This is a genomic window from Agrobacterium sp. 10T429 (genome assembly GCF_056393925.1).
Map to the genome: position 1 here is coordinate 77,723 of NZ_JBFTGV010000009.1, position 21,681 is coordinate 99,403.

The window sequence follows — 21,681 nt, forward strand, 5'->3', positions numbered from 1 at the left end:
AAATGTCAATCTCATCTGTTAAAGCCCTGAACGAATGCAAGAAAATGCCCGTCTCAAATTTGCTGGCATTTCGTTGTCGTCTTCTGATATAGTCGGCTTAGTTATGATTTTGGCATGGTTCCGGAGTTCCCCTCCGGAACCTGTTTCTTTTTGTGTCTGCAAGTAAAGCGACAGGACTGCGAAGGATAAAAAAATGGTAGAAAAAGTACCGATGACGCACGGTGGATTCATCAAGCTGCAGGAGGAGCTGCGCTTTCGCCAGCAGGAGGAGCGTCCCCGTATCATCGAGGCAATTGCGGAGGCGCGCGCCCATGGCGACCTTTCGGAAAATGCCGAATACCACGCTGCCAAGGAAGCCCAGAGCCATAACGAAGGCCGCATCACTGAACTCGAAGACTTGACCGCACGCGCGGAAGTCATCGACCTTTCCAAGATGTCCGGTTCCAAGATCAAGTTCGGCGCCACCGTCAAGCTGATCGACGAGGATAGCGACGAGGAGAGAATCTATCAGATCGTTGGCGACCAGGAAGCGGATGTGAAGGCTGGACGCATTTCCATTTCCTCGCCCATCGCCCGCGCCCTCATCGGCAAGGAAGTCGGTGACAGCATCGAAGTCAACGCACCGGGCGGCGCCAAGGGTTACGAGATTCTCGCCGTACAGTGGGGCTGATCTGCCCTTTCCTGCAATGCGCCCCTCGGGCGCATTGCATTGATATCCTGAACTGAACATCCTGCCTTAGCCGCAAAGACGGAAGCCCATCTTGCCCCACGCCAGTCTGAAAGATGTGCAGGTGCTTGCGCCGAACTTCAAGCGCAGGCTCTCCGGCGTTACCTCCACCATCGTTCAGCTTATTCCGGTACAAAACCGGCTGGGTCAGAAAGTGGCCGTCATCGGCCCCGGCCTGCCGCAGCATCTGCCACATGTGCGCTTCCGTGATCTGTGGCGGCTCTGGCAAAACGGCCCGCTCAGCGGTCCGCGCATCTGGCACGCCCGCCGCAATCTCGAAATGTTGCCGGGCATTCTCATGCGTGACGTGCTGCGCATGAAGGTGAAGCTGATGTTCACCTCGGCGGCGCAAAGGCGACATTCCGCCTATACCCGCTTTCTGATTTCAAAAATGGATGCGGTCGTCGCGACAAGCGGCCGCTCAGGCTCGTTTCTGGAAGTACCACACAGCGTCGTCATGCATGGCGTCGATACCGAGCTGTTTCATCCCGCAACCGGCCCGGAGGATACGATCGCTTCGACCGGCCTGCCGGGGCAATTTCTCATCGGATGTTTCGGACGGGTGCGCCACCAGAAGGGAACAGACCTTTTCGTGCGCGCCATGATCGAACTTCTGCCCGACTATCCCGAATGGACGGCCGTCATCTCCGGCCGCGTGACCGCAGAGCACAAGGCCTTCGCCGACAAGCTCGTGGCCGATGTCGCAGCAGCCGGTCTTGCGGACCGCATCGCGTTTCAGGGCGAGGTGGACGACATCAAGCCCTGGTATCGGCGGCTAACCCTCTATGTCGCACCGTCACGCAACGAGGGCTTTGGCCTGACGCCACTGGAAGCCATGGCGTCCGAGACGGCTGTCGTTGCCAGCAATGCCGGCGCTTATGAGGAAATGATCGTCAAGGGCGAGACAGGCATGGTCGTTGAGGCCGGCGACTACGCGTCCCTGCGGGATGCCATTAAAACCTATCTTGCCGATCCTGCTCTCGCCAGGGACCAAGCCCGTGCCGGACTTTCGCATGTGCGCACTGCATTTCCGCTGGAAAAAGAGGCGACAAGCCTCGGCAATATCTACGACGCGTTGCGGCGCGGGTAAGCGCCGGCGCAATCACTCAAAGGTCCGCCGATCAGATTTCCACCAGACCGACGCGTTTGACCTGACGGATGGTGAGCATGGTGCGCACGGTGTCGACGTTTTCGTCCGCTGTCAGAACCTCGATGACGAAATCCTGAAACTCGGTCAGGTTTCTGGCGATGCAATGCAGAAGGAAATCGCTTTCGCCGGATACCATCCAGGCCTGGCGCACCAGCGACCATCCGGCCGTCGCCGCTGCAAAGGCTTTCAGATTGCTGTCCGACTGGCGCTTGAGGCCGACCATGCAGAAGGCAACGAGATCGAAACCGAGCTTCGGCGCGTTCAACATGGCGTGATAACCCTCGATCACGTCGGCTTCTTCCAGCTTGCGGACGCGCCTGAGGCACGGCGGCGCGGAAATACCGACCCGTTCGGCCAGCTCCACGTTGGTCATGCGCCCGTCGCGCTGCAATTCGCGCAGGATTTTCAGATCGATGGCATCGAGTTCGACGCTGGTCACGGAGAGGTTCCTCGTTAAGCCGGAGAACTTCCTTGTACTACCAGGCGCAGGATTCGCAACAATATGCCGCCGGCCGGTCACAAAATTGCGCGCGCATCCACAACTGCCTTGTTGGTAACGCAAGGCTGCCCTTGAATAAAGGCACTAGACAACCTTAAATACCGGGCAACGAAGGGGTTGCGGCCTGTCCACCACGCTGCGGCTGGAATGTTCTGCTGCCGAAAGGCCCCGCTACTTTAAAAAGGATTGTTTCCATGTCTGCCCGCCATACCAAGGTATTGATCATTGGCTCTGGTCCCGCCGGTTATACCGCGGCGATCTACGCGGCCCGCGCAATGCTGAAACCCGTGCTGATTGCCGGCATGGAACAGGGTGGCCAGCTGATGATCACCACCGATGTCGAAAACTATCCGGGCTTTGCCGATCCGATCCAGGGCCCCTGGCTGATGGACCAGATGCTGAAGCAGGCGACGCATGTGGGTGCGGAAATCGTCAGCGACCTCGTGACCGAAGTCGAAACCAACACGCGCCCCTTCGTGGTCAAGACCGATTCCGGTCAGGTCTGGACCGCCGACACGCTGATCATCGCAACAGGCGCAAAGGCCAAGTGGCTCGGTATCGAGAGTGAGCAGCACTTTCAGGGCTTCGGCGTTTCCGCCTGCGCCACCTGCGACGGTTTCTTCTATCGCAACAAGGATGTGATCGTGGTCGGCGGCGGCAACTCTGCCGTGGAGGAAGCGCTCTATCTGGCCCATATCGCCAAGTCCGTAACCGTCGTGCACCGCCGCGACAGTTTCCGCTCGGAGAAAATCCTTCAGGAACGGCTCTTCGCCAAGGAAAACGTCAAGATCCTGTGGAACACGGAAATCGCCGAAATCACCGGTGCACCCGCCAAGCCGCCAATGCCACCCTCTGTTTCGGGTGTGCGACTGCGTGACACCAAGACCGGTGTGATCAGCGATACGCCCATCGACGGCGTCTTCGTCGCCATCGGCCACGCGCCGGCCGTCGAACTGTTCAAGGGCAAGGTGAAGCTCAAGGACAATGGCTACATGTGGACCGCGCCCGATTCCACCGCTACCGACGTGGAAGGTATTTTCGCCGCCGGCGACGTTACCGATGACATATACCGTCAGGCCATCACCGCCGCCGGTATGGGCTGTATGGCCGCCCTCGAAGCAGAACGGTACCTCACCGCGCAGCAGCCGCTTGCGGTAGCAGCCGAATAACCGAAAGGCAGGATAGGCATGGCAATGCCATTGGACTGGGATAAACTGCGCATTTTTCATGCCGCAGCCGAAGCGGGGTCTTTCACCCACGCTGCCGACAAGCTGCATTTGTCCCAGTCGGCCATCAGCCGCCAGGTCAGCGCGCTGGAACAGGATGTTGGCGTGAAGCTGTTTCACCGCCACGCCAGAGGTCTTATCCTCACCGAGCAGGGCGAACTGCTGTATCGCACCGCCCATGACGTGTTGCTAAAGCTCGAAACCGTCAAGATGCAGCTGACCGAAACGACGGAGAAGCCGAGCGGCAAGCTGCGCGTGACGACGACGGTTGGTCTCGGCCAGGGCTGGCTGACGGACAAGGTGCAGGAATTCCTGCAGCTCTATCCGGAAATGTCGATCCAGCTCATCCTCGACAATGAGGAGCTGGATGTGAACATGCGCCACGCCGATTGCGCCATCCGCCTGCGCCAGCCGCAACAGTCCGACCTTATCCAGCGCAAGCTGTTCACGGTTCACATGCACGTCTATGCGGCGCCGTCCTACATCAACCGCCACGGCGAGCCGCAGTCGATCGAGGATCTGGACAACCACCGCATCATCTCCTTCGGCGAACCGGCACCTAACTATCTGCTTGATGTCAACTGGCTGGAAAATGCGGGACGCTCGTCGGACAACACCCGCATTCCGCATCTTCAGATCAACAGCCAGACCTCGATCAAGCGCGCCTGCCTGCTGGGAATAGGTATCGCCTGTTTGCCGGATTACATCGTCGGGCGCGATCCGGGATTGATTCAGTTGTCGCTTGCCGCCGATATTCCCTCGTTCGACACCTACTTCTGTTACCCGGACGAGATGAAAAACGCTGCAAAACTGAAAGCCTTCCGCGACTTCGTCGTTGCCAAGGCACGGAACTGGAACTTCTGACGTTTAAATAGGCCAGCGCCACAAAATATCATACTAATTCATGGAGTTGGCCTTCCCAAGATGGCGGCGCGCCAGACGCGCCGCACTTCAGCTTTGCACATAAATTATACCGGAAATATCTAGACCTGCATCGTACGCATGCCTGACCTGCACAAAAAAGAGTTGTTTCGTGCACAAAAAAGCACCATATCGCTCTCAGTTGATGCACACGGTGGCTTTTCCTCCCAGTTCCACCGCATCAGCTGTTCCCCTCTGGAGGTTTTTGACCTTCACACTTAAAGGGCCCTGGATTTATCCGGCGGCCCTCTTTTTTTACCCGCAAGAATTTTCTCCAATTTGGCGAAATATCGCATGATGCAACCTTGTTTTGCATTCTTGCCACTCCCATATTTCAATCAGCTGTCACGCCTGCCTATGCACGCGACAGCTGTTCCCCTCTGGAGGTTTTAACCTTCAAACTCATTGGCCGCGGAGAAATCCGGCGGCCATTTTTTTGCGCGCTGTTCTCGGCCCGGGTGACTACCTCACAGAGACGTGAATTGTATATCGGAAACTATCGATATAAATATCGAACATGTCAGATATTAGAGAAACGCAGATGAACCCGGAGGAAATCCTCAAAGCCCTTTCACACCCCGCAAGGCTGAAGTTCCTCGAGTGGCTGAAGAGCCCTGAAAGTCACTTCTGTCAGGACCATCCGCTCAGCATGGGCGTATGCGCCAATCAGTTCCAGATCAGCGGCCTGTCGCAATCGACGGTCTCCTCACATCTGGCGGTTTTGCAGGCAGCTGGCCTGATAAGGTCAAAGAAAGTCGGGCAATGGGTGTTTTTCGAACGCAACGAGGAAACCATCGACGCCTTCCGCAATTATCTGCAAGCCAATCTTTGAGCCTCCCAAGCTTATAAGACCGGGGCGTCGGACCGGAAACAGCAAGGCGGTTTTCTCTCCGATGCCCATACATTAGGAAAGCGCGCCAGCCGCGCAATTTCGCCAACCGACCAGAAAGTGAAGTCGCATGACAAGTCTTTTCGAACCGGCACAGGCCGGCGATATCGCACTCGCCAACCGTATCGTCATGGCTCCCCTCACCCGCAACCGTTCGCCGGGGGCAATTCCCAACAATCTCAACGCCACCTATTACGAGCAGCGCGCAACAGCCGGGCTGATCGTGACCGAAGGCACGCCGATTTCCCAGCAAGGTCAGGGTTACGCGGATGTTCCGGGCCTCTACAAGAAGGAAGCGGTTGAGGGCTGGAAAAAGATCACGGATGGCGTGCATGTCGCCGGCGGCAAGATCGTCGCGCAGATTTGGCACGTGGGACGCATTTCCCACACCTCGCTTCAGCCGCATGGCGGACAGCCGGTCGCCCCTTCCGCGATTATCGCCAAGTCCAAGACCTATATCATCAATGATGACGGCACCGGCGCGTTTGCGGAAACCTCCGAGCCCCGCGCACTGACCATCGACGATATCGGTCTTATCCTTGAAGATTACCGGACCGGCGCGCGCGCCGCACTTGAGGCCGGTTTCGACGGTGTCGAAATCCATGCCGCCAACGGTTATTTGATCGAGCAGTTCCTGAAATCCAGCACCAACCAGCGCACCGACGAATATGGCGGCTCGATCGAAAACCGCGCCCGCTTCCTCCTGGAAGTCGTGGATGCGGTTGCAGAAGAGATTGGCGCAGGCCGCACCGGCATTCGCCTGTCCCCCGTCACGCCCGCCAACGACATTTTCGAGGCCGACCCGCAGCCGCTCTATAATTACGTTGCGGAAGAACTCGGCAAACGCAATCTCGCCTTCATCCATGTTGTTGAAGGTGCGACCGGTGGTCCGCGCGACTTCAAGCAGGGCGACAAGCCCTTCGATTACGCAACCTTCAAGGCCGCCTATCGCAGTGCGGGCGGCAAGGGCCTGTGGATCGCCAACAATGGCTACGACCGTGAGAGCGCCATCGAGGCGGTGGAAAGCGGCAAGGTTGATGCCGTGGCCTTTGGCAAGGCCTTCATCGCCAACCCGGATCTGGTGCGCCGCCTCAAGGACAACGCGCCGCTGAACGAGCCGAACCAGCCGACCTTCTATGGTGGCGGGGCTGAAGGCTATACCGACTACCCTGCTCTTGGCTGATCAGTGCTAAACTTGAAACGCCGCACCGCTCCACAGCGGTGCGGCGTTTTGCCGTTTCAGGAAAGGCCTCGCGCCTTCCGCGCAGCAAAGTCTGAAAATGCGCCCATTACGAAGGCGTTGGCCACATGCAGCGCCTGCAGAAAGCCACTGCCCGTTTCCCGACCGATGCTCATCAACGCCACCTGAAGGCAGTAGAGAGCGAGCAGCACGAGCGCGCGCCCAAGGTTTGGCCGGAGGTCATCATGACGAAGGGCGAGCACGACCAGAGATACAATGGGAACGGCGATCAGCATGCCAAGCCCTTTGTGAACCACAAGCAGCGATCCGTCATAATAGATCGACAGCCCGGCCAGCAGCACCTGCGCGAAAATCAACACCGGCACGCCTGCCGAAATCACGGCGAACATACGGCGCCGCCGGGAAAATCCATTAGCCACTGTAACCATCACACCCTACCCCCGGCATCGGTCGCATGATGAAGGCCCGCCGGTTGCTGCACCTCGGCGAGACACCCAAGGCTCGCCAGTGTTTCCGATACTGCCGCATCGATCGGCGTTCGCGGTTCCGCGCCGAGGAATTCGACAAGCTTGCGGTTGCTCATCCGGATCGGCATCTGCCACAGATATTTCATTTCCATGACTTCGCGGAACAGGGGAACGAACGGTGCAGCCAGCCCGACGGCTAACCACGAAAGCCGCCGCATCTTGACCGGATGGCCGACGGCCCGCTCGATTGCCCCAACCAGTTGCAGCCCGTCGAAATCCCAGACACCCTCCATGTGGTAGACGGCAAACGTCTGAAGCTCGTCCGAGCGATCGAGCAGCCGTCCGATTATCTCCGCAACATCCGGCAGATAGGCCCATTGATGCCCGGCATTCGGTACTGCTGGATTCTGAACACTGCGAACCGGCTTGCCCGGTCGCACCAGCATCTGCGAAAACCAGTTGTTCTTCGCGTCAGGACCAAAGAAATCACCGGTGCGGACGATCAGGACCGGCACGCCGCGCATCGACGCCATTTTCAAACGCCGCTCCATTTCAACGCGCAAGGCGCCCTTGCGGGTGAAAGGCTTTTGGGGGCTGTCCTCCGTCAGAAGCGGAAAGGCATCCGGGCCAAAATTATAGATGCTGCCTGGAAACACGATCCTTGCCCCGCAGGCCTCGGCAGCGGCAATGGTATTGTCGAGCATCGGCAGCACTTGGCTGTCCCAGTTGCGATATCCCGGAGGATTGACCGCATGTACGATGAGCCCGGCGCCTTTTGCCGCCTTCACCACATCCTCCCGGTTCATGGCATCACCAATCACGCGCTCGATGCCATCGACGGCATCAACTGGTGCCGATCGGCGAGTCATCGCCCGCACCCGCCAGCCGCGCTGCAACAACATCTTCGAGACATGGCTGCCGACGCCACCATTCGCCCCAACAATCAGCGCCAGAGGCCGGTTATTCTCTGCTGTATTTGCGTGGATTTCATATATCATTGCCATTACTCCTTCTTCTGGGCTGGAGTATCGGGCCATCAGGCGATATACGAAATTGTCCAAATGAGTAGAGCCGCTATACAAAATCTTATAATCAGAAGCCGCGATGTCAGCTGGGATTTTTACCGCACCTTCCTCAGCGTGCTGCGCGACGGCTCGCTTTCCGCCGCCGCCCGCGAACTCGGCATTACCCAACCGACAGCTGGGCGCCATATCGGAGCGCTGGAAGAGGCCATCGGCTTTCCGCTGTTCATCCGCTCGCCGCACGGGCTGATGCCGACAGAGGCGGCGCTGGCGCTCCGGCCATATGCGGAAAATCTGGCGGCGACGGCCGCCGCCCTTATGCGGGCGGCCTCCGGCGAGGTCGGCAAGATCGAAGGAACCGTGCGTATCAGCGCATCGGATATCATCGGCGTTGAAATGCTGCCGCCGATCATCGCTGCCATGCAGGAGATTCACCCCCGGCTTGAAATAGAACTTTCACTCTCCGACACGCTGGAAGACCTTTTGCGGCGCGAGGCTGATATCGCCATCCGCATGACCGAACCGCAGCAGGATGCCATCGTCATGCGCTATATCGGCAATTTCCGTCTGGGATTTCATGCGACACGCGACTATCTGGCAAGAGCCGGCATCCCGAAAAACATGGAAGAACTGAACAACCACCGTATGATCGGTTTCGACCGCAAGACGCCTTTCATCAGGGCGGCGATCCAGCGCATGCGCTCGCTCGATCCGGAAATACCTGATATCGAAGAAATTTCCTTCGAAATTCGCGCCGACAGCAACCTCGCCCAGCTTGCCATGATCCGCGCCAGCGCAGGCATCGGTGTCTGTCAGATCGGCCTGGCGCGCAAGGATCCGCGGCTTGTCCAGGTCCTTCCGAAAACCGACATCCCGCTGCACGCATGGGTCGCGATGCATGAAAATCTCAAGACCTCGCCGCGATGCCGTGCCGTGTTCAGCGCCCTTGTCGACGGCCTGAAGGCCCACCTGAAGGAAACCGATCCGGGCGCCCCGCCGCAACGACGCTAGCGCCATTACAGCATTGATGCCGCACGGCCTTGCGCCCGCAAATCCGCAAGACATACCGGCGAAGCATGGATGGTGATGCTGTTCTCACCGGAAATGTTGACGCACTCCATCAAAACGGTCTGGCCGGCGGTGAAATCTTGTCGACCACTTCCGCCTCCGGCCGGTCGCCGCCCTGGCTGTATTCCTCATGCCACTGGCCGCGTTCGTCCTGATAGCTGATTTCCTCATCATCGCCGCCCACCTGCTGTTCGGCAGCAACGATGCGCGCGGCCTCGACCGCATCGGCATAGGTAGGAAATGTTTCGGAATAAGCGCCGTTCATGCGGTAGGCGAAGCCACCGTCATGTTCCACGACTTCATATACCACTTTTGTCATGCATGTTCCTCCTGTTTCAGTAGGCGACATCGCAACCACAACCGCGCTTCAAGCATTGCACCCAACGGGGGACAACACGGCATGAGCAGCATGTCCTTGACCGTAACACTATCCTACCAAAAGCACTCAAGCGCAAATCCTGCTTGATCTTAACGACGATACGTCACAGCCTCACACTCTCAGGGGAAGGGAAATCGATGGCGGGTTCTATTTTAAAGCAGGAGCGCATGTTGCTGCTGGCAATACCGGTGGCAGCCGTCGCCTATATGGCCGAACATGCGATATTCGAGGCCGGCAAAACGGCGTCGCTGATTGCCGCGATCGCCCTGATCGGGATGATCGTTCTGGTGTCGATGCGGGTTGCCCACCACGCCGAAATCCTCGCCGCCAAGGTCGGCGACCCCTATGGCACGATGATCCTGACGCTATCTGCCGTGGCGGTGGAAGTGTTGATCCTTGCCATCATCATGAGCGAATCCAATTCGCCGACGCTCGTGCGTGACACGATCTATTCCGCCGTGATGATCGACATCAACGGCATTCTGGGACTGGCCGCCCTGCTGGGAGGCCTTCGCCACGGCGAGCAGCCCTACAATGACGATTCAGGCAAGACCTACGGCGTCATGATCCTGACTGCCATGGGCATCTCGATGATCGTGCCGGAATTCATCCCCAAGGAAAGCTGGCACGTCTATTCCGCCTTCACCATCGTCGCAATGATCGCGCTTTATGCGCTGTTCCTGAAAATGCAGGTTGGTCCGCACAGCTATTTCTTCAGCTACGCCTATCCCCGCAAGGCTCATCCCAGCGGTCATCCATCCGGCGATCACACGGAGGACGAGGAAGAGGGCAGCGTGCCCCTCTCCATCGGTCTCATCGTCGCGGGCGTCGTGCTGATCGGCGTGCTGGCGGAATTCATGGCGGCCTTCCTAAGCCAGAGCCTCGAGGGCACAAGCGCGCCACCGGCACTGATGGCCGTCGTGGTCGCGACGATCTCAGCATCACCGGAAATCCTGACCGCGCTCAGGTCCGCATTGCGCAACCGCATGCAGGCCGTGGTCAATATCGCCATGGGCGCATCGCTTTCGACGGTCATCCTCACCGTCCCTGTGATGGAGGGCATCGCACTCTACACCGGTCAGCCGTTCATCATGGCGATGACGCCGGTTCAGACGGTCATGGTCTTCATCACCCTCATCGCCGCCGCCATCAACCTCAATGACGGTGAAACCAACGCGATCGAGGGAATGACGCATTTCATCCTCTTCGCAACCTTCATCATGCTGTTGTTTCTCGGGCTTTAGCCGCAACAAAAAAAGCCCGGCATCGCTGCCGGGCTTTGTTATTCAATATCCTAGACCGATCAGCGGCAATCGGCGCAGAAGCGCTGGATGCGCTTGCAGGCCTCTTCCAGCAGTGCTTCCGACGTGGCGTAGGAAATGCGGAAGTTAGGGCCGAGGCCAAACGCCGATCCCTGCACGACGGCAACACCTTCGGCTTCCAGAAGCTCGGAGACGAAATCCACATCCGACTCGATGACCTTGCCGGACGGCGCGGTCTTGCCGATCATGCCGGCGCAGGACGGATAGACGTAGAATGCGCCTTCCGGAGCCGGGCAATTGATGCCTTTCGCCTGGTTGAGCATGGAGACGACGAGATCGCGGCGGCCTTCAAAAATCTTCTTGTTGGCCGGAATGAAATCCTGCGTGCCGTTCAGCGCTTCGACAGCCGCCCACTGAGCAATCGAGCTGGCGCCCGAGGTCTGCTGGCCCTGGATCATATCCATGGCCTTGATGAGCGGCAGCGGGCCGGCTGCATAGCCGATACGCCAGCCGGTCATGGCATAGGCCTTGGAGACGCCGTTCATAGTAAGCGTGCGGTCATAGAGCGAAGGCTCCACCTCAACCGGCGTGACGAATTTGAAGTCGCCATAGGTCAGGTGTTCGTACATGTCATCAGTCAGCACCCAGACGTGCGGATGCTTGACCAGCACGTCCGTCAATGCCTTCAGCTCGTCATGCGAATAGGCAGCGCCCGAAGGGTTGGACGGCGAGTTGAAAACGAACCACTTGGTCTTCGGCGTGATCGCCTTTTCCAGCGCTTCCGGCTTCAGCTTGAAATTGTCTTCGAGCGTCGTGTCGACGAAGACAGGCGTACCGCCGCAGATCGCCACCATTTCGGGATAGCTGACCCAGTAAGGTGCAGGAATGACGACTTCGTCACCCGGGTTGAGGGTGGCCATGAAGGCGTTGAAAAGGATCTGCTTGCCACCGGTGCCGACGATGGTCTGCTCCGGCTTGTAGTCCAGACCGTTTTCGCGCTTGAACTTGTCGGCGATCGCCTTGCGCAGTTCAGGAATACCTGAAACGGGCGTGTATTTCGTTTCGCCGCGCTTGATGGCGTCAATGGCGGCTTCCTTGATGTTTTCGGGCGTATCGAAATCCGGCTCGCCGGCGCCAAGGCTGATCACATCGCGGCCCTTCGCTTTAAGCTCACGGGCTTTCTGGGTAACAGCGATGGTGGCGGATGGCTTTACGCGGGAGAGAATGTCGGCAAGGAAGGCCATTTTTAATCGGTCCTGTTGTGGTTGACATCGGCAGAGGCGGAAAATCCTGTCTTCTGCGGCATTTTCTATGTCGAAAGACAGGCGCTCTTTCAAGGTCAAAAGCAGCATATGTGACACGGGGAAGAATTTAAACCTTCCTTAACCCGGAAGTAACGCTTGATGCGCTATATTCTCCGGCTAGAGGTCGTGTCTCTGTAGCTGGTTGAAAAATGGCGCCCAAAAGCATCTTTTCCAGTCTTGTCCGCGAGGTCGATGGCACATGGTCCACGGCCTATGGCACCTTCAACTTGAAATCCGCCCTGCAGCCAATCTTTCGCCGAACGATGAACGGCGCTCTCGACATCGATTCCTTCGAGGGTCTGGTGCGTCCCCATCGCAACGGCGAACCGGTGACACCGGGTGAATTCTTCTCGCTGGTGGCGCCTGAAGATATAGAGAATATCGACAGTATTCTGCGCACGATCCACATTCTCAATACCGGCAGGCTCAATCGTTCGCGCGCCCGCGTTTTCGTCAACTTCCATCCGGGCCTGTTCCAGACCCCGGCCAAGATGCGTCAGGAAGTGGAGCGCATGCGCCTTACCGCCCACGAGGCCGGCATGACAGCAGACCGCATCGTCTGCGAAATCTCCGAGAAAAAAGTCTCCGATACGCAGATGGTCGCCGACTTCGCCTATCATATGCATGACATCGGTTTTCGTGTGGCGCTGGACGATTATGGCGCGGGCGATTCCGACATTGACCGGGTGAAACTCATCAAGCCGGACTATGTGAAATTCGAGGCTGGCTGGGTGCGTGATTTCATGCAGAATTCGGCAGGCGCCGCCCTTCTGCGCGTCATCGTCAGCCAGTTTCGCGACGATGGGATAGAGCCGGTGTTCGAAGGACTGGAAACCGGCAGGCAGGTGGATATCTGCGAGGACCTCGGCGTCCTGCTGATGCAGGGATACGTGTTGGCAAAACCCGAACTAGCGCCGACGAGTTTCGACGCTCGCTTTCCCGAACTCGGCAGCGGATATTTTTCACCCTCGCCAAGGTCGGACAGAAGCGCTGCGGCACCGGCATTCCCGCGTGAAGACCGCCCAGCCGAGCCGCATACCCTGCGCCAGACCAGAACCTTCGGAAAACGCGGCCTTTGAGGCCGTTGACAGCGAAATTGTCCCGAAATCGGCTTTGCCACGATATTGCCACAATAAATACTGCGGAACGCCTGAATTCGGTGTCCAAGCCGTCCATTTCGAAGCCTCTTTTATCCTTTGAGAACAGGGACAAGAGGCGATCGCCATGTTTACCAACGACAGGACATCAGTTGAACGGTTAAGGGCGCAGAGAACGCTGTTTTCGCTCTGGATGGCCATTGCCGCCTTTCTTGTCGTCGTCACCATGGCCGCCGGGATCGCAACCTCGGCCAATGCAGCCCCTCAGGCAATCGACACCCTGCAGACATCCTCTATTCCGCAGGTGACGGCAACCGCGCGGGCGGGCGGGCACATGTTGCTGGTTATCTTCTCGGCCGCAGCCTTCATCAGCCTCGGCATAGGCGGCCTCGCGCTCACCCGGCGAAGCCTGAAGGACGAGGCCCGCCGCCACAAGTAAGCCGCCCTCTCCTCGACTTGCGGCATCGGCGTGTTGCTGCTAAAGCACAGGGGAAGTCGTCAGAACGACGCTTCAAAAATCCCCGAAATGCCAAGGCCGCGACGGAATGATCTTCGGGCCCCTGCTGTGCTGGTGCCATCAATGACGCGTATTCAGGCCAACATGCTGCTTCTGCTCGCCGCGGCGATCTGGGGAGGCGGTTTCGTCGCACAATCGTCCGCCATGGCCTCGATCGGGCCATTCTGGTTCGTCGGTTTACGCTTCGCCATTGCCGCCATCGCCGTGCTGCCATTCGCCCTGATGGAAAACCGCTCGAAAAAATCGCCGCCACGTCGCAGGGAAATCGGCGGCTTCATCCTTGTGGGCCTCGCCCTGTTCGGCGGCGCGACGACGCAGCAGGTGGGGCTTTTGACTACAACCGTCACCAATTCCAGCTTCCTGACGGGACTTTACGTCATCTTCGTGCCCGTGATCGCCGTCGTTCTTTACCGGCGCCATCCCCACTGGATCGTCTGGCCCGGCGCCCTGATGATGCTGGGCGGAATATTCCTGCTCTCGGGCGGCGCATTCGAGGCGCTGACGCAGGGCGATATTCTCAGCATCATCTGCGCCTTCTTCTGGGCAATCCAGATTACGCTTGCAGGTCGTTTCGTTTCCGAAAGCGGACGGCCGCTTGCGCTCTCATGCACTCAGTTTGCGATTTGCTCTCTCTTGAGTTGCATTATCGGCCTTGCGGTAGAACCCATCAGCATGGCGTCCATAGAGGGGTCGCTGGCGGAAATTCTATACGTCGGCCTCGTATCCTCCGGCCTCGCCTTCGTTTTGCAGGTCGTCGCCCAGCGGTATACGACCGCGCCGCAGGCTGCGATATTTCTCTCTTCAGAGGCGCTTTTCGGTGCCTTGCTGGCGTCGATTTTCCTGAAGGAAACCATTTCCAACGCCGGTTATATCGGCTGCGTGATTATTTTCGCCGCTATATTGATCGTCGAACTGGTGCCGGAACTGACGCGTAAACGGCAAAAAACCGCCGTTGGAACGGCCTGACGCAGAAAGAACTGATTTTTCTGTTTCGAGGAAAAATCGTACCGCCGCATTCAAAATTTTGCCCGGAAACCGAAGGCAACCGGCAATTATTTCATCAATTATCAAATATGCGGAAAAAATGTGCGACTACGCGCAGGAATTCTACCGCAGGTTTTTATCCGACAAAAAGCCCGTGAAAACTTTTGCTTGCCAATTTTCCATAAACGCAGCAATCTACTGCGGTTCGGGCAATTTGCGAGCATGGGAAGGCCTATAAATTTGCGCACTGGGGACGCTATAAACCTCGGGCGGTGGGACGAAAAACGTTGGATGAGAACGCCATTACTTCCCGCTGTGAAGGTCCTTTTTCTCAATAGTCAAGAGCTGCCTGCCAACGCCCTCGCGGGGCAAAACTGTAATGCTGCCTGTAGCTGAACGCGGGCAGAGCGAAAAGGACCTGATGCATGGCCGAAACTGGCACCGTAAAATTCTTCAACACAGACAAAGGCTTCGGCTTCATCAAGCCAGACAATGGTGGCGCTGATATCTTTGTTCATATCTCTGCCGTACAGGCTTCCGGCCTGTCCGGACTTTCAGAAAATCAGAAAGTGAGCTTCGACACGGAACCGGATCGTCGCGGCAAGGGCCCGAAGGCAGTCAATCTGCAGATTGCTGGCTAACCCTAAAACGGCTTTCATTTCTAGTTGAAGCCCGGCAGGAATGCCGGGTTTTTTTATGCCCAATCCGGAGGCGTCAATACGCGCCCGGAAACTCAGATCCCCTTGAGATAGGGGTTGGTGCGCCGCTCCTCGCCAAGCCGCCCGCCGGGGCCATGGCCGCAGATAAATCCGACATCATCACCCAGCGGCAGCAGCTTGTCGCGAATGGACGCCATCAATTGCTCGTGGTTTCCGCCCGGCAGGTCGGTACGCCCCACCGACCCCGCAAACAGCACGTCGCCGACATGGGCGAATTGCTGGTCGCGATTATAATAGATGACGTGACCTGGAGCGTGACCCGGGCAATGATAGACTTCAAAGACATGATCCCCGAACGATACCGTGTCGCCCTCATTCAGCCATCTGTCCGGCAAAACGTTCTGAAGACCGCTGATGCCGTATTTCTCGGCCTGCGTCTCGATCCTCTCGAGCAGCGGTCGATCGTCCTCATGCGGGCCGATCACCGGCAGGGAAAGCTTCTCGCGCAGTTCCTTGGCGCCGCCGGCATGGTCGAGATGGCCGTGCGTCAGCCAGATTTCCTTGAGCGCGATACCGTTTTCGGAAACCACCTGAAGAATGACATCCACATCCCCACCGGGATCGACGACAACGCCTTCCTTCGTATCCTCATCGAAGAGAATGGTGCAGTTCTGCTCGAACGGCGTGACCGGAATAATGCCCGCTTGCAACTTTCCCATATCCCGTGTCTCCCTGTCTGACAAATCCCGCCTCCTATAGCCTGCGGCCGGTTCCGGCACAATGGCGGAGGAAAAAGCAACGGTTTCCGGTGACCTTGCCACTCCCAAAAACTATGAGCTAATTCAATTAGATATCGGAAATGTTCCCGCCCGAGACGGTAGGTATCTGTGAAAAATGTGGAACGCCCTGAAGGCTGCGACGTTGTAGGTCCAGTCTTAAAAGGAGTGAGACACATGGACAAGACGCTTAAAATGCTCATGGCTGGCGGCGCTTTCGCCCTGATGGCCGGTTACGCAAACGCCGCCATGGTCGCCACAACAGCATCGGACGTTTCCGTTCGTTCGGGCCCAGGCGAAGATTATCCCGAGCTTGGCCTTGCCACCCGTGGCAGCAATGCGGTTCTGGATGGTTGCATGGACGGAAGCAGCTGGTGCCGCATCGAAGTCAACGGCCTGCGCGGCTGGGCACATGCGGATTATCTGAATGTCATGTATGAGGGCTCTCCCGTCATTCTCGAACAGCGCCGCTCCGATATCAGCGTGCCGGTCGTGACTTACGAGAAGACCTCGAGCGTACAGGCAGAACCCAACCCCGGCGATCCGAACCTTGGCCGCGTCGGCGAAGTCAATCCGCCCGAAACAGTCATCTCCTATATTGACGAGCACCCTGCGGACACTGTCACCTTTGATGGCGAGGTAGCGGTCGGCAGCACCCTGCCCTCCGATACCCGGCTCGTGGAGATCCCTGATTACCAGTATCGCTACGTTCAGGTGAACGACGTGCCTGTTCTGGTGGAGCCATCGACACGCCGGATTGTCTACGTCTACCAGTAGACGCGAACTCGATACCGGCAGCATGAAACCAATGAAGAGCGCGGGCTTTCCGCGCTCTTTTCTATTTCCGGTAAAGGCCAGTCAGGATTCCAGTTGCACCGGCACCCGCAGCATATTATCCACCGCAACAGAAAATGATCGCGGCATCCTCCCGAGCGGACGCATTTTCGGCTATGTTTACAGAATATTGGCGCATCGACGTATGTCAGCCGCAGAATATGAAGGAACCGCAGTGCCACCGCAATCGCTCAAAACCGCAGCCGCCAGGCAGACACCGGCACTCCCGAAGGTTGACGACGGCAAGATCGACTTCGATACGATAGAGGCGCTGTTCTTCGCGTATCGCGATTTCGTCTCCGATCCAGATGTCATTCTTTCGAAACTGGAATATGGGCGCGCGCATCACCGGGTGGTCTATTTCGTCAGCAGGCAGCCCGGCATGACGGTGGCGGATCTGCTCGACACCCTGCAGATCACCAAGCAGAGCCTTGCCCGCGTGCTCAAGCAATTGATCGACGACGGTTATATCCGCCAGATGGCTGGCCCGGAAGACCGCCGCCAGCGCAGGCTCTATCCGACGCTGACAGGGCGCGAACTGGCGCTGGCGCTGAGCGAGCCGCAGTCGCGCCGGATCGACCGTGCGCTGGAAGGGCTTGGACCCGACGCCCGCGCTTGCGTTCGCAAGTTTCTGGCGCAGATGCGCAGCCCGACACCGGGGGAAGGCGACTGACGATGGCCACGGCAACGACAAAACTCCCCCCCGCTGATGACGATGCGGCCCACCTTCTGATCGTCGATGACGACGCCCGCATTCGCAATCTTCTGCAACGTTTCCTCGGCGACAAGGGATACCGCATCTCCGTCGCAGCCGATGCGGCAGAAGCCCGGCGCAAGATGGTAGGCATCCGTTTCGACCTTCTCATTCTCGACGTGATGATGCCGGGGGAAAACGGGCTTTCGCTCACCCGCTCGCTGAACGAGAACAAATCCGTGCCGGTCATTCTCCTGACCGCCCGCTCGGAGGCGGATTCGCGAATTGCTGGGCTGGAAGCCGGCGCGGATGATTATCTCGCGAAGCCTTTCGATCCGCGCGAACTTGTCCTTCGTATCAACAACATCCTGCGGCGCAACACTTCGCCGGATACGCCCAAGATCGAACAGATCATGTTCGGCCCCTACAGCTTCTCTATCCCCAGGAAGGAATTGCGGCGCGGCGCTGAAACGATCCGCCTGACGGATCGCGAACAGGAGATCATGCTGCTCTTTGCGCTTCGCGCAGGCGATACCATTCCACGGCACGAGCTGGTCGAGGCGGAATCCGAAGTGGGCGAAAGAACAATCGACGTGCAGATCAACCGCCTTCGCCGAAAGATCGAGGACGACCCTGCCAACCCGGTCTATCTGCAAACGGTGCGTGGCATCGGCTACCGCCTGAGCGTGGATTGACAAGGACAAACGAAAGGCGGGCGCACAGCCATGGCGAGCCTCGATTTTCTAATCACTGTCAGGAATAGCGGCGTAGCGAAGACCTGGCGCGCATTTACCAGATGGCTTCGCCACTGGCTGCCCACCGGGCTTTATACGCGCTCGCTGCTGATCATCATCCTGCCGATGATCCTGCTTCAGGGCGTTGTCGCGGCCGTTTTCATGGAGCGACACTGGCAGCTGGTTACCGAGCGCCTTTCCTCCGCCGTAACGCGCGATATCGCAGCGATCATCGAGCTTCTGCAAACTGATGAGGAAGAAGACGACTACCAGCGCGTGATCCGCATCGCTCGCGAGAAGCTGGGTCTCAGCATCTACATCGAGCCGAAGGCCGATTTGCCGGCCCCGAGACCAGAACCGTTGTTTTCCATTCTGGATACGATCCTCGCCAATCAGCTGACCCAGCAAATCGGCCGGCCATTCTGGATCGATACTTATGGCAACGGTTCCCTGGTTGAAATACGTGTCCAGCTCGAAGACAAGACGCTCCGCGTCTTTACCAGCCGCAGCGCCGCTTATGCCTCCAATACGCATATCTTCCTTGTCTGGATGGTCGGTGCATCGCTGGTCCTGATCGCCATTTCCATCCTGTTTCTGCGCGGGCAGATCAAGCCTATCGAAGCGCTTGCCAAGGCGGCCGAAAATTTCGGCAGAGGCCAGAAGATCAGCGCCTATTCCCCACGCGGCGCAGACGAGGTGCGGCGGGCGGGACTTGCCTTCATATTGATGCGCGAACGCATCGAGCGGCAGATGGAACAGCGCACTGCCATGCTGAACGGTGTCAGCCACGACCTGCGCACCATCCTCACCCGTTTCAAGCTGCAACTCGCGCTTGCCGGCGACAATCCTGATCTGGAAGGGTTGGACAAGGATGTCGAGGATATGCAGTCGATGCTGGAGGCCTACCTCACCTTTGCCCGCACCGATGTCGAGGAGGATGTCGGCACGCTGGAGCTTCCGGCACTTCTGGAAAAAATCGACTATGATTTCGAGCTGCACGGCAAAAAATTCAGCTATGAGCTTTATAATATCGACCAGATCATCGCGCGCCCGAATGCCCTCTCCCGCCTCGTCGCCAATCTCGCGGAGAATGCCCGGCGCTATGCCAGCAAGCTCCATATCGACATCCGCAAGGCGCCACGCTCCATCATCATGACGTTTGATGATGACGGGCCGGGTATTCCGGAAGCGTCAAGGGAGGATGTCTTCAAGCCGTTCTTCCGGCTGGACGAGGCACGCAACCTCAACGCCTCTGGCACCGGGCTCGGCCTCTCCATCGTCCGCGACATCGCCCGCAGCCATGGCGGTGACGTATCGCTGGACGACAGCCCGATGGGCGGATTGCGGGTAATCGTCAAAATTCCGGCGTAGAGCAGCGGAGAGAAAAATGTGATGCGGCTCGCCCGCATCCGTCATTCCAGCCTTGAACCGGAACGACGGAGAAAGAATGTTCAGCCTGCGCAATCTTCGGGTTGCGTGTTGTTGCGCTTTCTCAGCACATTTTCTCGCCGTTCGGCACTGGCCGCTCGACCGCGGCAAGCACGATGTCGCCGTTGCCATCGGCAAACCCCAGTGTCAGAACTTCGGAGCGGAACGGGCCAATCTGGCGCGGCGGAAAATTCACCACACCCAGCACCTGCCGGCCGATCAGACTTTCCGGGGTATAATGCACCGTGATTTGCGCCGAGGATTTCTTGATGCCGATCTCGGGGCCGAAATCGATCTTCACCTTGATCGCCGGCTTGCGTGCTTCCGGAAATGGCTCTGCCTCAACGATCGTGCCGACACGGATATCGACCTTCTCGAAATCGGCATAGGAAATTTCACTGCTCATGCCCTGCTCCCGCCAGCCTGCTCGTCTTCAACCAGCCAGTTCTTCGGCGCGATTTTTCGCCGCAGCGATCGCCTTGTCAAACAGGGGCTGCATACCGTCTTCGGCCATCAGCACCGAAAGTGCGGCGGCCGTTGTACCGCCCGGCGAGGTCACGTTCTGGCGCAGGCGCGCCGCCTCGTCAGAAGACTGATGCAGGAGTTCGCCAGCACCGGCCACGGTTTCACGCGCCAGCCGCATGGCTATATCCGCCGGCAGACCTGCCTTGCGACCGGCTTCCGCCATGCATTCCACCAGATAGAAGACATAGGCCGGACCGCTTCCCGAAACCGCGGTAACCGCGTCGATATCGCTTTCGGTTTCCACCCATTCGACCGGACCGCTGACCTTCAGCAATCCATCCACCACGGCTTTAAGTGCCGGCGTCACCAATTCGTTGGCATAGGCGCCCGTCACGCCACGGCCAACCATGGCCGGCGTGTTCGGCATGGCCCGCACGGCGGCGACCGAGCCGAAATGCGAAACGAAAGTGCCGATGGTGGTGCCGGCCGCAATCGAAACCACGACGGTCTCGGGTCCGAGCAAGGGCTTGAGGGAGGGTAGCACTGCTTCCATCATCTGCGGTTTTACCGCGACAAACAGAATGCTCGCCTTCACGCCGTCAGGCACGCTTTCGCTATGCGTGGCGCCCGCTTCCGCAATTGTCGTGCGCATGGCATCAGAGGGGCGCGGATCGATGACGATAACCTGCGAACCCGGCACGCCTTTTTTCAGCCAGCCCGAAAGCAAAGCGCCGCCCATGTTGCCCGCCCCAACGAGGACGAGAGGACCGGAAGCCCTGTAGACCATTTTCAAGCTTCTCCGACGGTCTCGAACATGACCGCTTCAATTGCACTTTTCGCATCCAGCCCCGACCATACGACGAACTGGAATGCCTGATAATATTGTTCGCATGCCTCAAGCGCGCTGGAAAGCAGCACTTCCACCTGCTGGTTGTTAGGCTCCGCACCGCCAGCCAGAAGCAGCGACTGGCGGAAGATCACAACATCTTCCTGCCGCCACAGATCGAAATGACCCATCAGTACCTGGCCGTTGACCTGAGACAACAGGCGAATGACTTCGTTGACGCGCTGATCGGGCACCTTGATGTCGAAGGCGCAGGCCAGATGCAGTGCCTCGAAATCTTCCATCCAGGAAAAGGAAACGTGATAATCGGCCCAGTGGCCCGCCACCGTCATGGCGATCTCATCTTCGCCGGAACGTTCGAACGACCAGTCGTTCGAGGCGGCGACAATCTCGATCATGTCCACGGGATTGGACTGGCGCTCAATTTCAAATTCTATCAGGCTCATGCGGCACCTTCTCATCCGGTATGGATGTTCTGTTTTGAACGCCGGGCACAAAACGCACACACAAACCGGATTCAACACTTGAGACGAT

25 protein-coding genes are annotated in these 21,681 nt (G+C 58.3%); 16 read left to right on the top strand and 9 right to left on the bottom strand.

All coding sequences use genetic code 11. The features are described from left to right. Positions 1 to 193 precede the first annotated feature (193 nt). Both greA and AC1DCP_RS19360 read left to right on the top strand, forming a co-directional pair. Complete coding sequence (gene greA / locus AC1DCP_RS19355) at positions 194 to 670, top strand: transcription elongation factor GreA (protein ID WP_003513396.1); 477 nt, start codon at positions 194 to 196, stop codon at positions 668 to 670. Between the two features lie 91 nt (positions 671 to 761). Further along, the gene (locus AC1DCP_RS19360) at positions 762 to 1,817 is read left to right on the top strand and encodes a glycosyltransferase family 4 protein (RefSeq protein ID WP_065687154.1); all 1,056 of its coding nucleotides are present in this window, start codon (positions 762 to 764) and stop codon (positions 1,815 to 1,817) included. Between the two features lie 31 nt (positions 1,818 to 1,848). Here AC1DCP_RS19360 and AC1DCP_RS19365 read toward each other — a convergent pair whose 3' ends face one another. After that, on the bottom strand, positions 1,849 to 2,316 hold the full coding sequence (locus AC1DCP_RS19365; protein WP_003513401.1) for an Lrp/AsnC family transcriptional regulator: 468 nt from the start codon (positions 2,314 to 2,316) through the stop codon (positions 1,849 to 1,851). A gap of 254 nt (positions 2,317 to 2,570) precedes the next feature. Here AC1DCP_RS19365 and trxB point away from each other — a divergent pair, with 254 nt between their 5' ends. From trxB to AC1DCP_RS19385, 4 genes are all read left to right on the top strand, one after another. After that, positions 2,571 to 3,545: a thioredoxin-disulfide reductase gene (gene trxB, locus AC1DCP_RS19370; protein WP_003513403.1), complete on the top strand. Its 975-nt coding sequence runs from the start codon at positions 2,571 to 2,573 to the stop codon at positions 3,543 to 3,545. A gap of 24 nt (positions 3,546 to 3,569) precedes the next feature. After that, positions 3,570 to 4,466, top strand: a complete 897-nt coding sequence (locus AC1DCP_RS19375; RefSeq protein WP_003513405.1) for a LysR family transcriptional regulator VtlR — start codon at positions 3,570 to 3,572, stop codon at positions 4,464 to 4,466. A gap of 598 nt (positions 4,467 to 5,064) precedes the next feature. Further along, positions 5,065 to 5,355, top strand: a complete 291-nt coding sequence (locus tag AC1DCP_RS19380; protein WP_003513408.1) for an ArsR/SmtB family transcription factor — start codon at positions 5,065 to 5,067, stop codon at positions 5,353 to 5,355. Between the two features lie 127 nt (positions 5,356 to 5,482). Beyond that, positions 5,483 to 6,595 carry an alkene reductase gene (locus AC1DCP_RS19385; RefSeq protein WP_038491733.1) on the top strand — a complete coding sequence of 371 codons (1,113 nt, stop codon included), beginning with the start codon at positions 5,483 to 5,485 and terminating at the stop codon, positions 6,593 to 6,595. A gap of 56 nt (positions 6,596 to 6,651) precedes the next feature. Here AC1DCP_RS19385 and AC1DCP_RS19390 read toward each other — a convergent pair whose 3' ends face one another. Both AC1DCP_RS19390 and AC1DCP_RS19395 read right to left on the bottom strand, forming a co-directional pair. Then, positions 6,652 to 7,041: a DUF6220 domain-containing protein gene (locus AC1DCP_RS19390; RefSeq protein WP_038491736.1), complete on the bottom strand. Its 390-nt coding sequence runs from the start codon at positions 7,039 to 7,041 to the stop codon at positions 6,652 to 6,654. Continuing rightward, positions 7,041 to 8,078, bottom strand: a complete 1,038-nt coding sequence (locus AC1DCP_RS19395; protein ID WP_065687386.1) for an NAD-dependent epimerase/dehydratase family protein — start codon at positions 8,076 to 8,078, stop codon at positions 7,041 to 7,043. The genes AC1DCP_RS19390 and AC1DCP_RS19395 overlap by 1 nt, the downstream gene beginning before the upstream one ends. A gap of 63 nt (positions 8,079 to 8,141) precedes the next feature. Between AC1DCP_RS19395 and AC1DCP_RS19400 the strand changes: the two genes are divergently transcribed. Next, on the top strand, positions 8,142 to 9,113 hold the full coding sequence (locus tag AC1DCP_RS19400; protein WP_193559215.1) for a LysR family transcriptional regulator: 972 nt from the start codon (positions 8,142 to 8,144) through the stop codon (positions 9,111 to 9,113). A 109-nt stretch (positions 9,114 to 9,222) separates the two neighbouring features. Here the strand turns inward: AC1DCP_RS19400 and AC1DCP_RS19405 are convergent, their stop codons facing one another. After that, the gene (locus AC1DCP_RS19405; protein ID WP_003513427.1) at positions 9,223 to 9,489 is read right to left on the bottom strand and encodes a DUF2188 domain-containing protein; all 267 of its coding nucleotides are present in this window, start codon (positions 9,487 to 9,489) and stop codon (positions 9,223 to 9,225) included. A gap of 197 nt (positions 9,490 to 9,686) precedes the next feature. Between AC1DCP_RS19405 and AC1DCP_RS19410 the strand changes: the two genes are divergently transcribed. Continuing rightward, complete coding sequence (locus AC1DCP_RS19410; protein WP_003513429.1) at positions 9,687 to 10,793, top strand: calcium:cation antiporter; 1,107 nt, start codon at positions 9,687 to 9,689, stop codon at positions 10,791 to 10,793. A 59-nt stretch (positions 10,794 to 10,852) separates the two neighbouring features. Here the strand turns inward: AC1DCP_RS19410 and AC1DCP_RS19415 are convergent, their stop codons facing one another. Next, entirely contained in the window at positions 10,853 to 12,055 is a 1,203-nt protein-coding gene (locus AC1DCP_RS19415) for a pyridoxal phosphate-dependent aminotransferase (protein WP_003513431.1), read from the bottom strand. Between the two features lie 209 nt (positions 12,056 to 12,264). On the opposite strand from AC1DCP_RS19415, the gene AC1DCP_RS19420 reads away from it, so the two are divergent. From AC1DCP_RS19420 to AC1DCP_RS19435, 4 genes are all read left to right on the top strand, one after another. Beyond that, positions 12,265 to 13,194: an EAL domain-containing protein gene (locus AC1DCP_RS19420; protein ID WP_013636574.1), complete on the top strand. Its 930-nt coding sequence runs from the start codon at positions 12,265 to 12,267 to the stop codon at positions 13,192 to 13,194. Positions 13,195 to 13,339: 145 nt separating this feature from the next. Continuing rightward, positions 13,340 to 13,651 carry a hypothetical protein gene (locus AC1DCP_RS19425; RefSeq protein WP_013636575.1) on the top strand — a complete coding sequence of 104 codons (312 nt, stop codon included), beginning with the start codon at positions 13,340 to 13,342 and terminating at the stop codon, positions 13,649 to 13,651. Between the two features lie 141 nt (positions 13,652 to 13,792). Next, on the top strand, positions 13,793 to 14,695 hold the full coding sequence (locus AC1DCP_RS19430) for a DMT family transporter (protein ID WP_112153281.1): 903 nt from the start codon (positions 13,793 to 13,795) through the stop codon (positions 14,693 to 14,695). Positions 14,696 to 15,138: 443 nt separating this feature from the next. Continuing rightward, on the top strand, positions 15,139 to 15,354 hold the full coding sequence (locus AC1DCP_RS19435) for a cold-shock protein (protein WP_003494703.1): 216 nt from the start codon (positions 15,139 to 15,141) through the stop codon (positions 15,352 to 15,354). Between the two features lie 92 nt (positions 15,355 to 15,446). On the opposite strand, the gene AC1DCP_RS19440 is transcribed toward AC1DCP_RS19435, so the two are convergent. Further along, positions 15,447 to 16,091 (bottom strand): MBL fold metallo-hydrolase, encoded by a 645-nt coding sequence (locus AC1DCP_RS19440; protein WP_025594124.1) that lies wholly within the window; start codon positions 16,089 to 16,091, stop codon positions 15,447 to 15,449. Positions 16,092 to 16,325: 234 nt separating this feature from the next. Between AC1DCP_RS19440 and AC1DCP_RS19445 the strand changes: the two genes are divergently transcribed. The 4 genes from AC1DCP_RS19445 (at position 16,326) to AC1DCP_RS19460 (ending at position 19,781) form a co-directional block, all read left to right on the top strand. Then, positions 16,326 to 16,925: a DUF1236 domain-containing protein gene (locus tag AC1DCP_RS19445; RefSeq protein WP_003513439.1), complete on the top strand. Its 600-nt coding sequence runs from the start codon at positions 16,326 to 16,328 to the stop codon at positions 16,923 to 16,925. A 202-nt stretch (positions 16,926 to 17,127) separates the two neighbouring features. Further along, positions 17,128 to 17,655 carry a MarR family winged helix-turn-helix transcriptional regulator gene (locus tag AC1DCP_RS19450; RefSeq protein ID WP_003513440.1) on the top strand — a complete coding sequence of 176 codons (528 nt, stop codon included), beginning with the start codon at positions 17,128 to 17,130 and terminating at the stop codon, positions 17,653 to 17,655. A gap of 2 nt (positions 17,656 to 17,657) precedes the next feature. Next, positions 17,658 to 18,371 (top strand): response regulator, encoded by a 714-nt coding sequence (locus AC1DCP_RS19455; RefSeq protein ID WP_003513441.1) that lies wholly within the window; start codon positions 17,658 to 17,660, stop codon positions 18,369 to 18,371. Between the two features lie 30 nt (positions 18,372 to 18,401). After that, positions 18,402 to 19,781, top strand: a complete 1,380-nt coding sequence (locus tag AC1DCP_RS19460; protein WP_003513442.1) for an ATP-binding protein — start codon at positions 18,402 to 18,404, stop codon at positions 19,779 to 19,781. Positions 19,782 to 19,902: 121 nt separating this feature from the next. On the opposite strand, the gene AC1DCP_RS19465 is transcribed toward AC1DCP_RS19460, so the two are convergent. Genes AC1DCP_RS19465 through AC1DCP_RS19475 form a run of 3 tightly spaced genes read right to left on the bottom strand, consistent with a single transcriptional unit; the run spans position 19,903 to position 21,593 of the window. Next, positions 19,903 to 20,244 (bottom strand): tRNA-binding protein, encoded by a 342-nt coding sequence (locus AC1DCP_RS19465; RefSeq protein ID WP_003513443.1) that lies wholly within the window; start codon positions 20,242 to 20,244, stop codon positions 19,903 to 19,905. A gap of 27 nt (positions 20,245 to 20,271) precedes the next feature. Further along, positions 20,272 to 21,090, bottom strand: coding sequence for a pyrroline-5-carboxylate reductase (gene proC / locus AC1DCP_RS19470; RefSeq protein WP_003513444.1), 819 nt, complete (start codon positions 21,088 to 21,090; stop codon positions 20,272 to 20,274). A gap of 2 nt (positions 21,091 to 21,092) precedes the next feature. Then, entirely contained in the window at positions 21,093 to 21,593 is a 501-nt protein-coding gene (locus tag AC1DCP_RS19475) for a type III secretion system chaperone family protein (RefSeq protein WP_006311131.1), read from the bottom strand. Between the last annotated feature and the right edge of the window lie 88 nt (positions 21,594 to 21,681).

What these genes read in the sequence shown, in the direction of transcription:
- greA (WP_003513396.1), top strand. Translation starts at nt 194, where the DNA reads ATGGTAGAAAAAGTACCGATGACGCACGGTGGATTCATCAAGCTGCAG.
- trxB (WP_003513403.1), top strand. Translation starts at nt 2,571, where the DNA reads ATGTCTGCCCGCCATACCAAGGTATTGATCATTGGCTCTGGTCCCGCC.
- AC1DCP_RS19375 (WP_003513405.1), top strand. Translation starts at nt 3,570, where the DNA reads ATGCCATTGGACTGGGATAAACTGCGCATTTTTCATGCCGCAGCCGAA.
- AC1DCP_RS19380 (WP_003513408.1), top strand. Translation starts at nt 5,065, where the DNA reads ATGAACCCGGAGGAAATCCTCAAAGCCCTTTCACACCCCGCAAGGCTG.
- AC1DCP_RS19385 (WP_038491733.1), top strand. Translation starts at nt 5,483, where the DNA reads ATGACAAGTCTTTTCGAACCGGCACAGGCCGGCGATATCGCACTCGCC.
- AC1DCP_RS19390 (WP_038491736.1), bottom strand. Translation starts at nt 7,041, where the DNA reads ATGGTTACAGTGGCTAATGGATTTTCCCGGCGGCGCCGTATGTTCGCC.
- AC1DCP_RS19395 (WP_065687386.1), bottom strand. Translation starts at nt 8,078, where the DNA reads ATGATATATGAAATCCACGCAAATACAGCAGAGAATAACCGGCCTCTG.
- AC1DCP_RS19400 (WP_193559215.1), top strand. Translation starts at nt 8,142, where the DNA reads ATGAGTAGAGCCGCTATACAAAATCTTATAATCAGAAGCCGCGATGTC.
- AC1DCP_RS19405 (WP_003513427.1), bottom strand. Translation starts at nt 9,489, where the DNA reads ATGACAAAAGTGGTATATGAAGTCGTGGAACATGACGGTGGCTTCGCC.
- AC1DCP_RS19410 (WP_003513429.1), top strand. Translation starts at nt 9,687, where the DNA reads ATGGCGGGTTCTATTTTAAAGCAGGAGCGCATGTTGCTGCTGGCAATA.
- AC1DCP_RS19415 (WP_003513431.1), bottom strand. Translation starts at nt 12,055, where the DNA reads ATGGCCTTCCTTGCCGACATTCTCTCCCGCGTAAAGCCATCCGCCACC.
- AC1DCP_RS19420 (WP_013636574.1), top strand. Translation starts at nt 12,265, where the DNA reads ATGGCGCCCAAAAGCATCTTTTCCAGTCTTGTCCGCGAGGTCGATGGC.
- AC1DCP_RS19425 (WP_013636575.1), top strand. Translation starts at nt 13,340, where the DNA reads ATGTTTACCAACGACAGGACATCAGTTGAACGGTTAAGGGCGCAGAGA.
- AC1DCP_RS19430 (WP_112153281.1), top strand. Translation starts at nt 13,793, where the DNA reads ATGACGCGTATTCAGGCCAACATGCTGCTTCTGCTCGCCGCGGCGATC.
- AC1DCP_RS19435 (WP_003494703.1), top strand. Translation starts at nt 15,139, where the DNA reads ATGGCCGAAACTGGCACCGTAAAATTCTTCAACACAGACAAAGGCTTC.
- AC1DCP_RS19440 (WP_025594124.1), bottom strand. Translation starts at nt 16,091, where the DNA reads ATGGGAAAGTTGCAAGCGGGCATTATTCCGGTCACGCCGTTCGAGCAG.
- AC1DCP_RS19445 (WP_003513439.1), top strand. Translation starts at nt 16,326, where the DNA reads ATGGACAAGACGCTTAAAATGCTCATGGCTGGCGGCGCTTTCGCCCTG.
- AC1DCP_RS19450 (WP_003513440.1), top strand. Translation starts at nt 17,128, where the DNA reads ATGTCAGCCGCAGAATATGAAGGAACCGCAGTGCCACCGCAATCGCTC.
- AC1DCP_RS19455 (WP_003513441.1), top strand. Translation starts at nt 17,658, where the DNA reads ATGGCCACGGCAACGACAAAACTCCCCCCCGCTGATGACGATGCGGCC.
- AC1DCP_RS19460 (WP_003513442.1), top strand. Translation starts at nt 18,402, where the DNA reads ATGGCGAGCCTCGATTTTCTAATCACTGTCAGGAATAGCGGCGTAGCG.
- AC1DCP_RS19465 (WP_003513443.1), bottom strand. Translation starts at nt 20,244, where the DNA reads ATGAGCAGTGAAATTTCCTATGCCGATTTCGAGAAGGTCGATATCCGT.
- proC (WP_003513444.1), bottom strand. Translation starts at nt 21,090, where the DNA reads ATGGTCTACAGGGCTTCCGGTCCTCTCGTCCTCGTTGGGGCGGGCAAC.
- AC1DCP_RS19475 (WP_006311131.1), bottom strand. Translation starts at nt 21,593, where the DNA reads ATGAGCCTGATAGAATTTGAAATTGAGCGCCAGTCCAATCCCGTGGAC.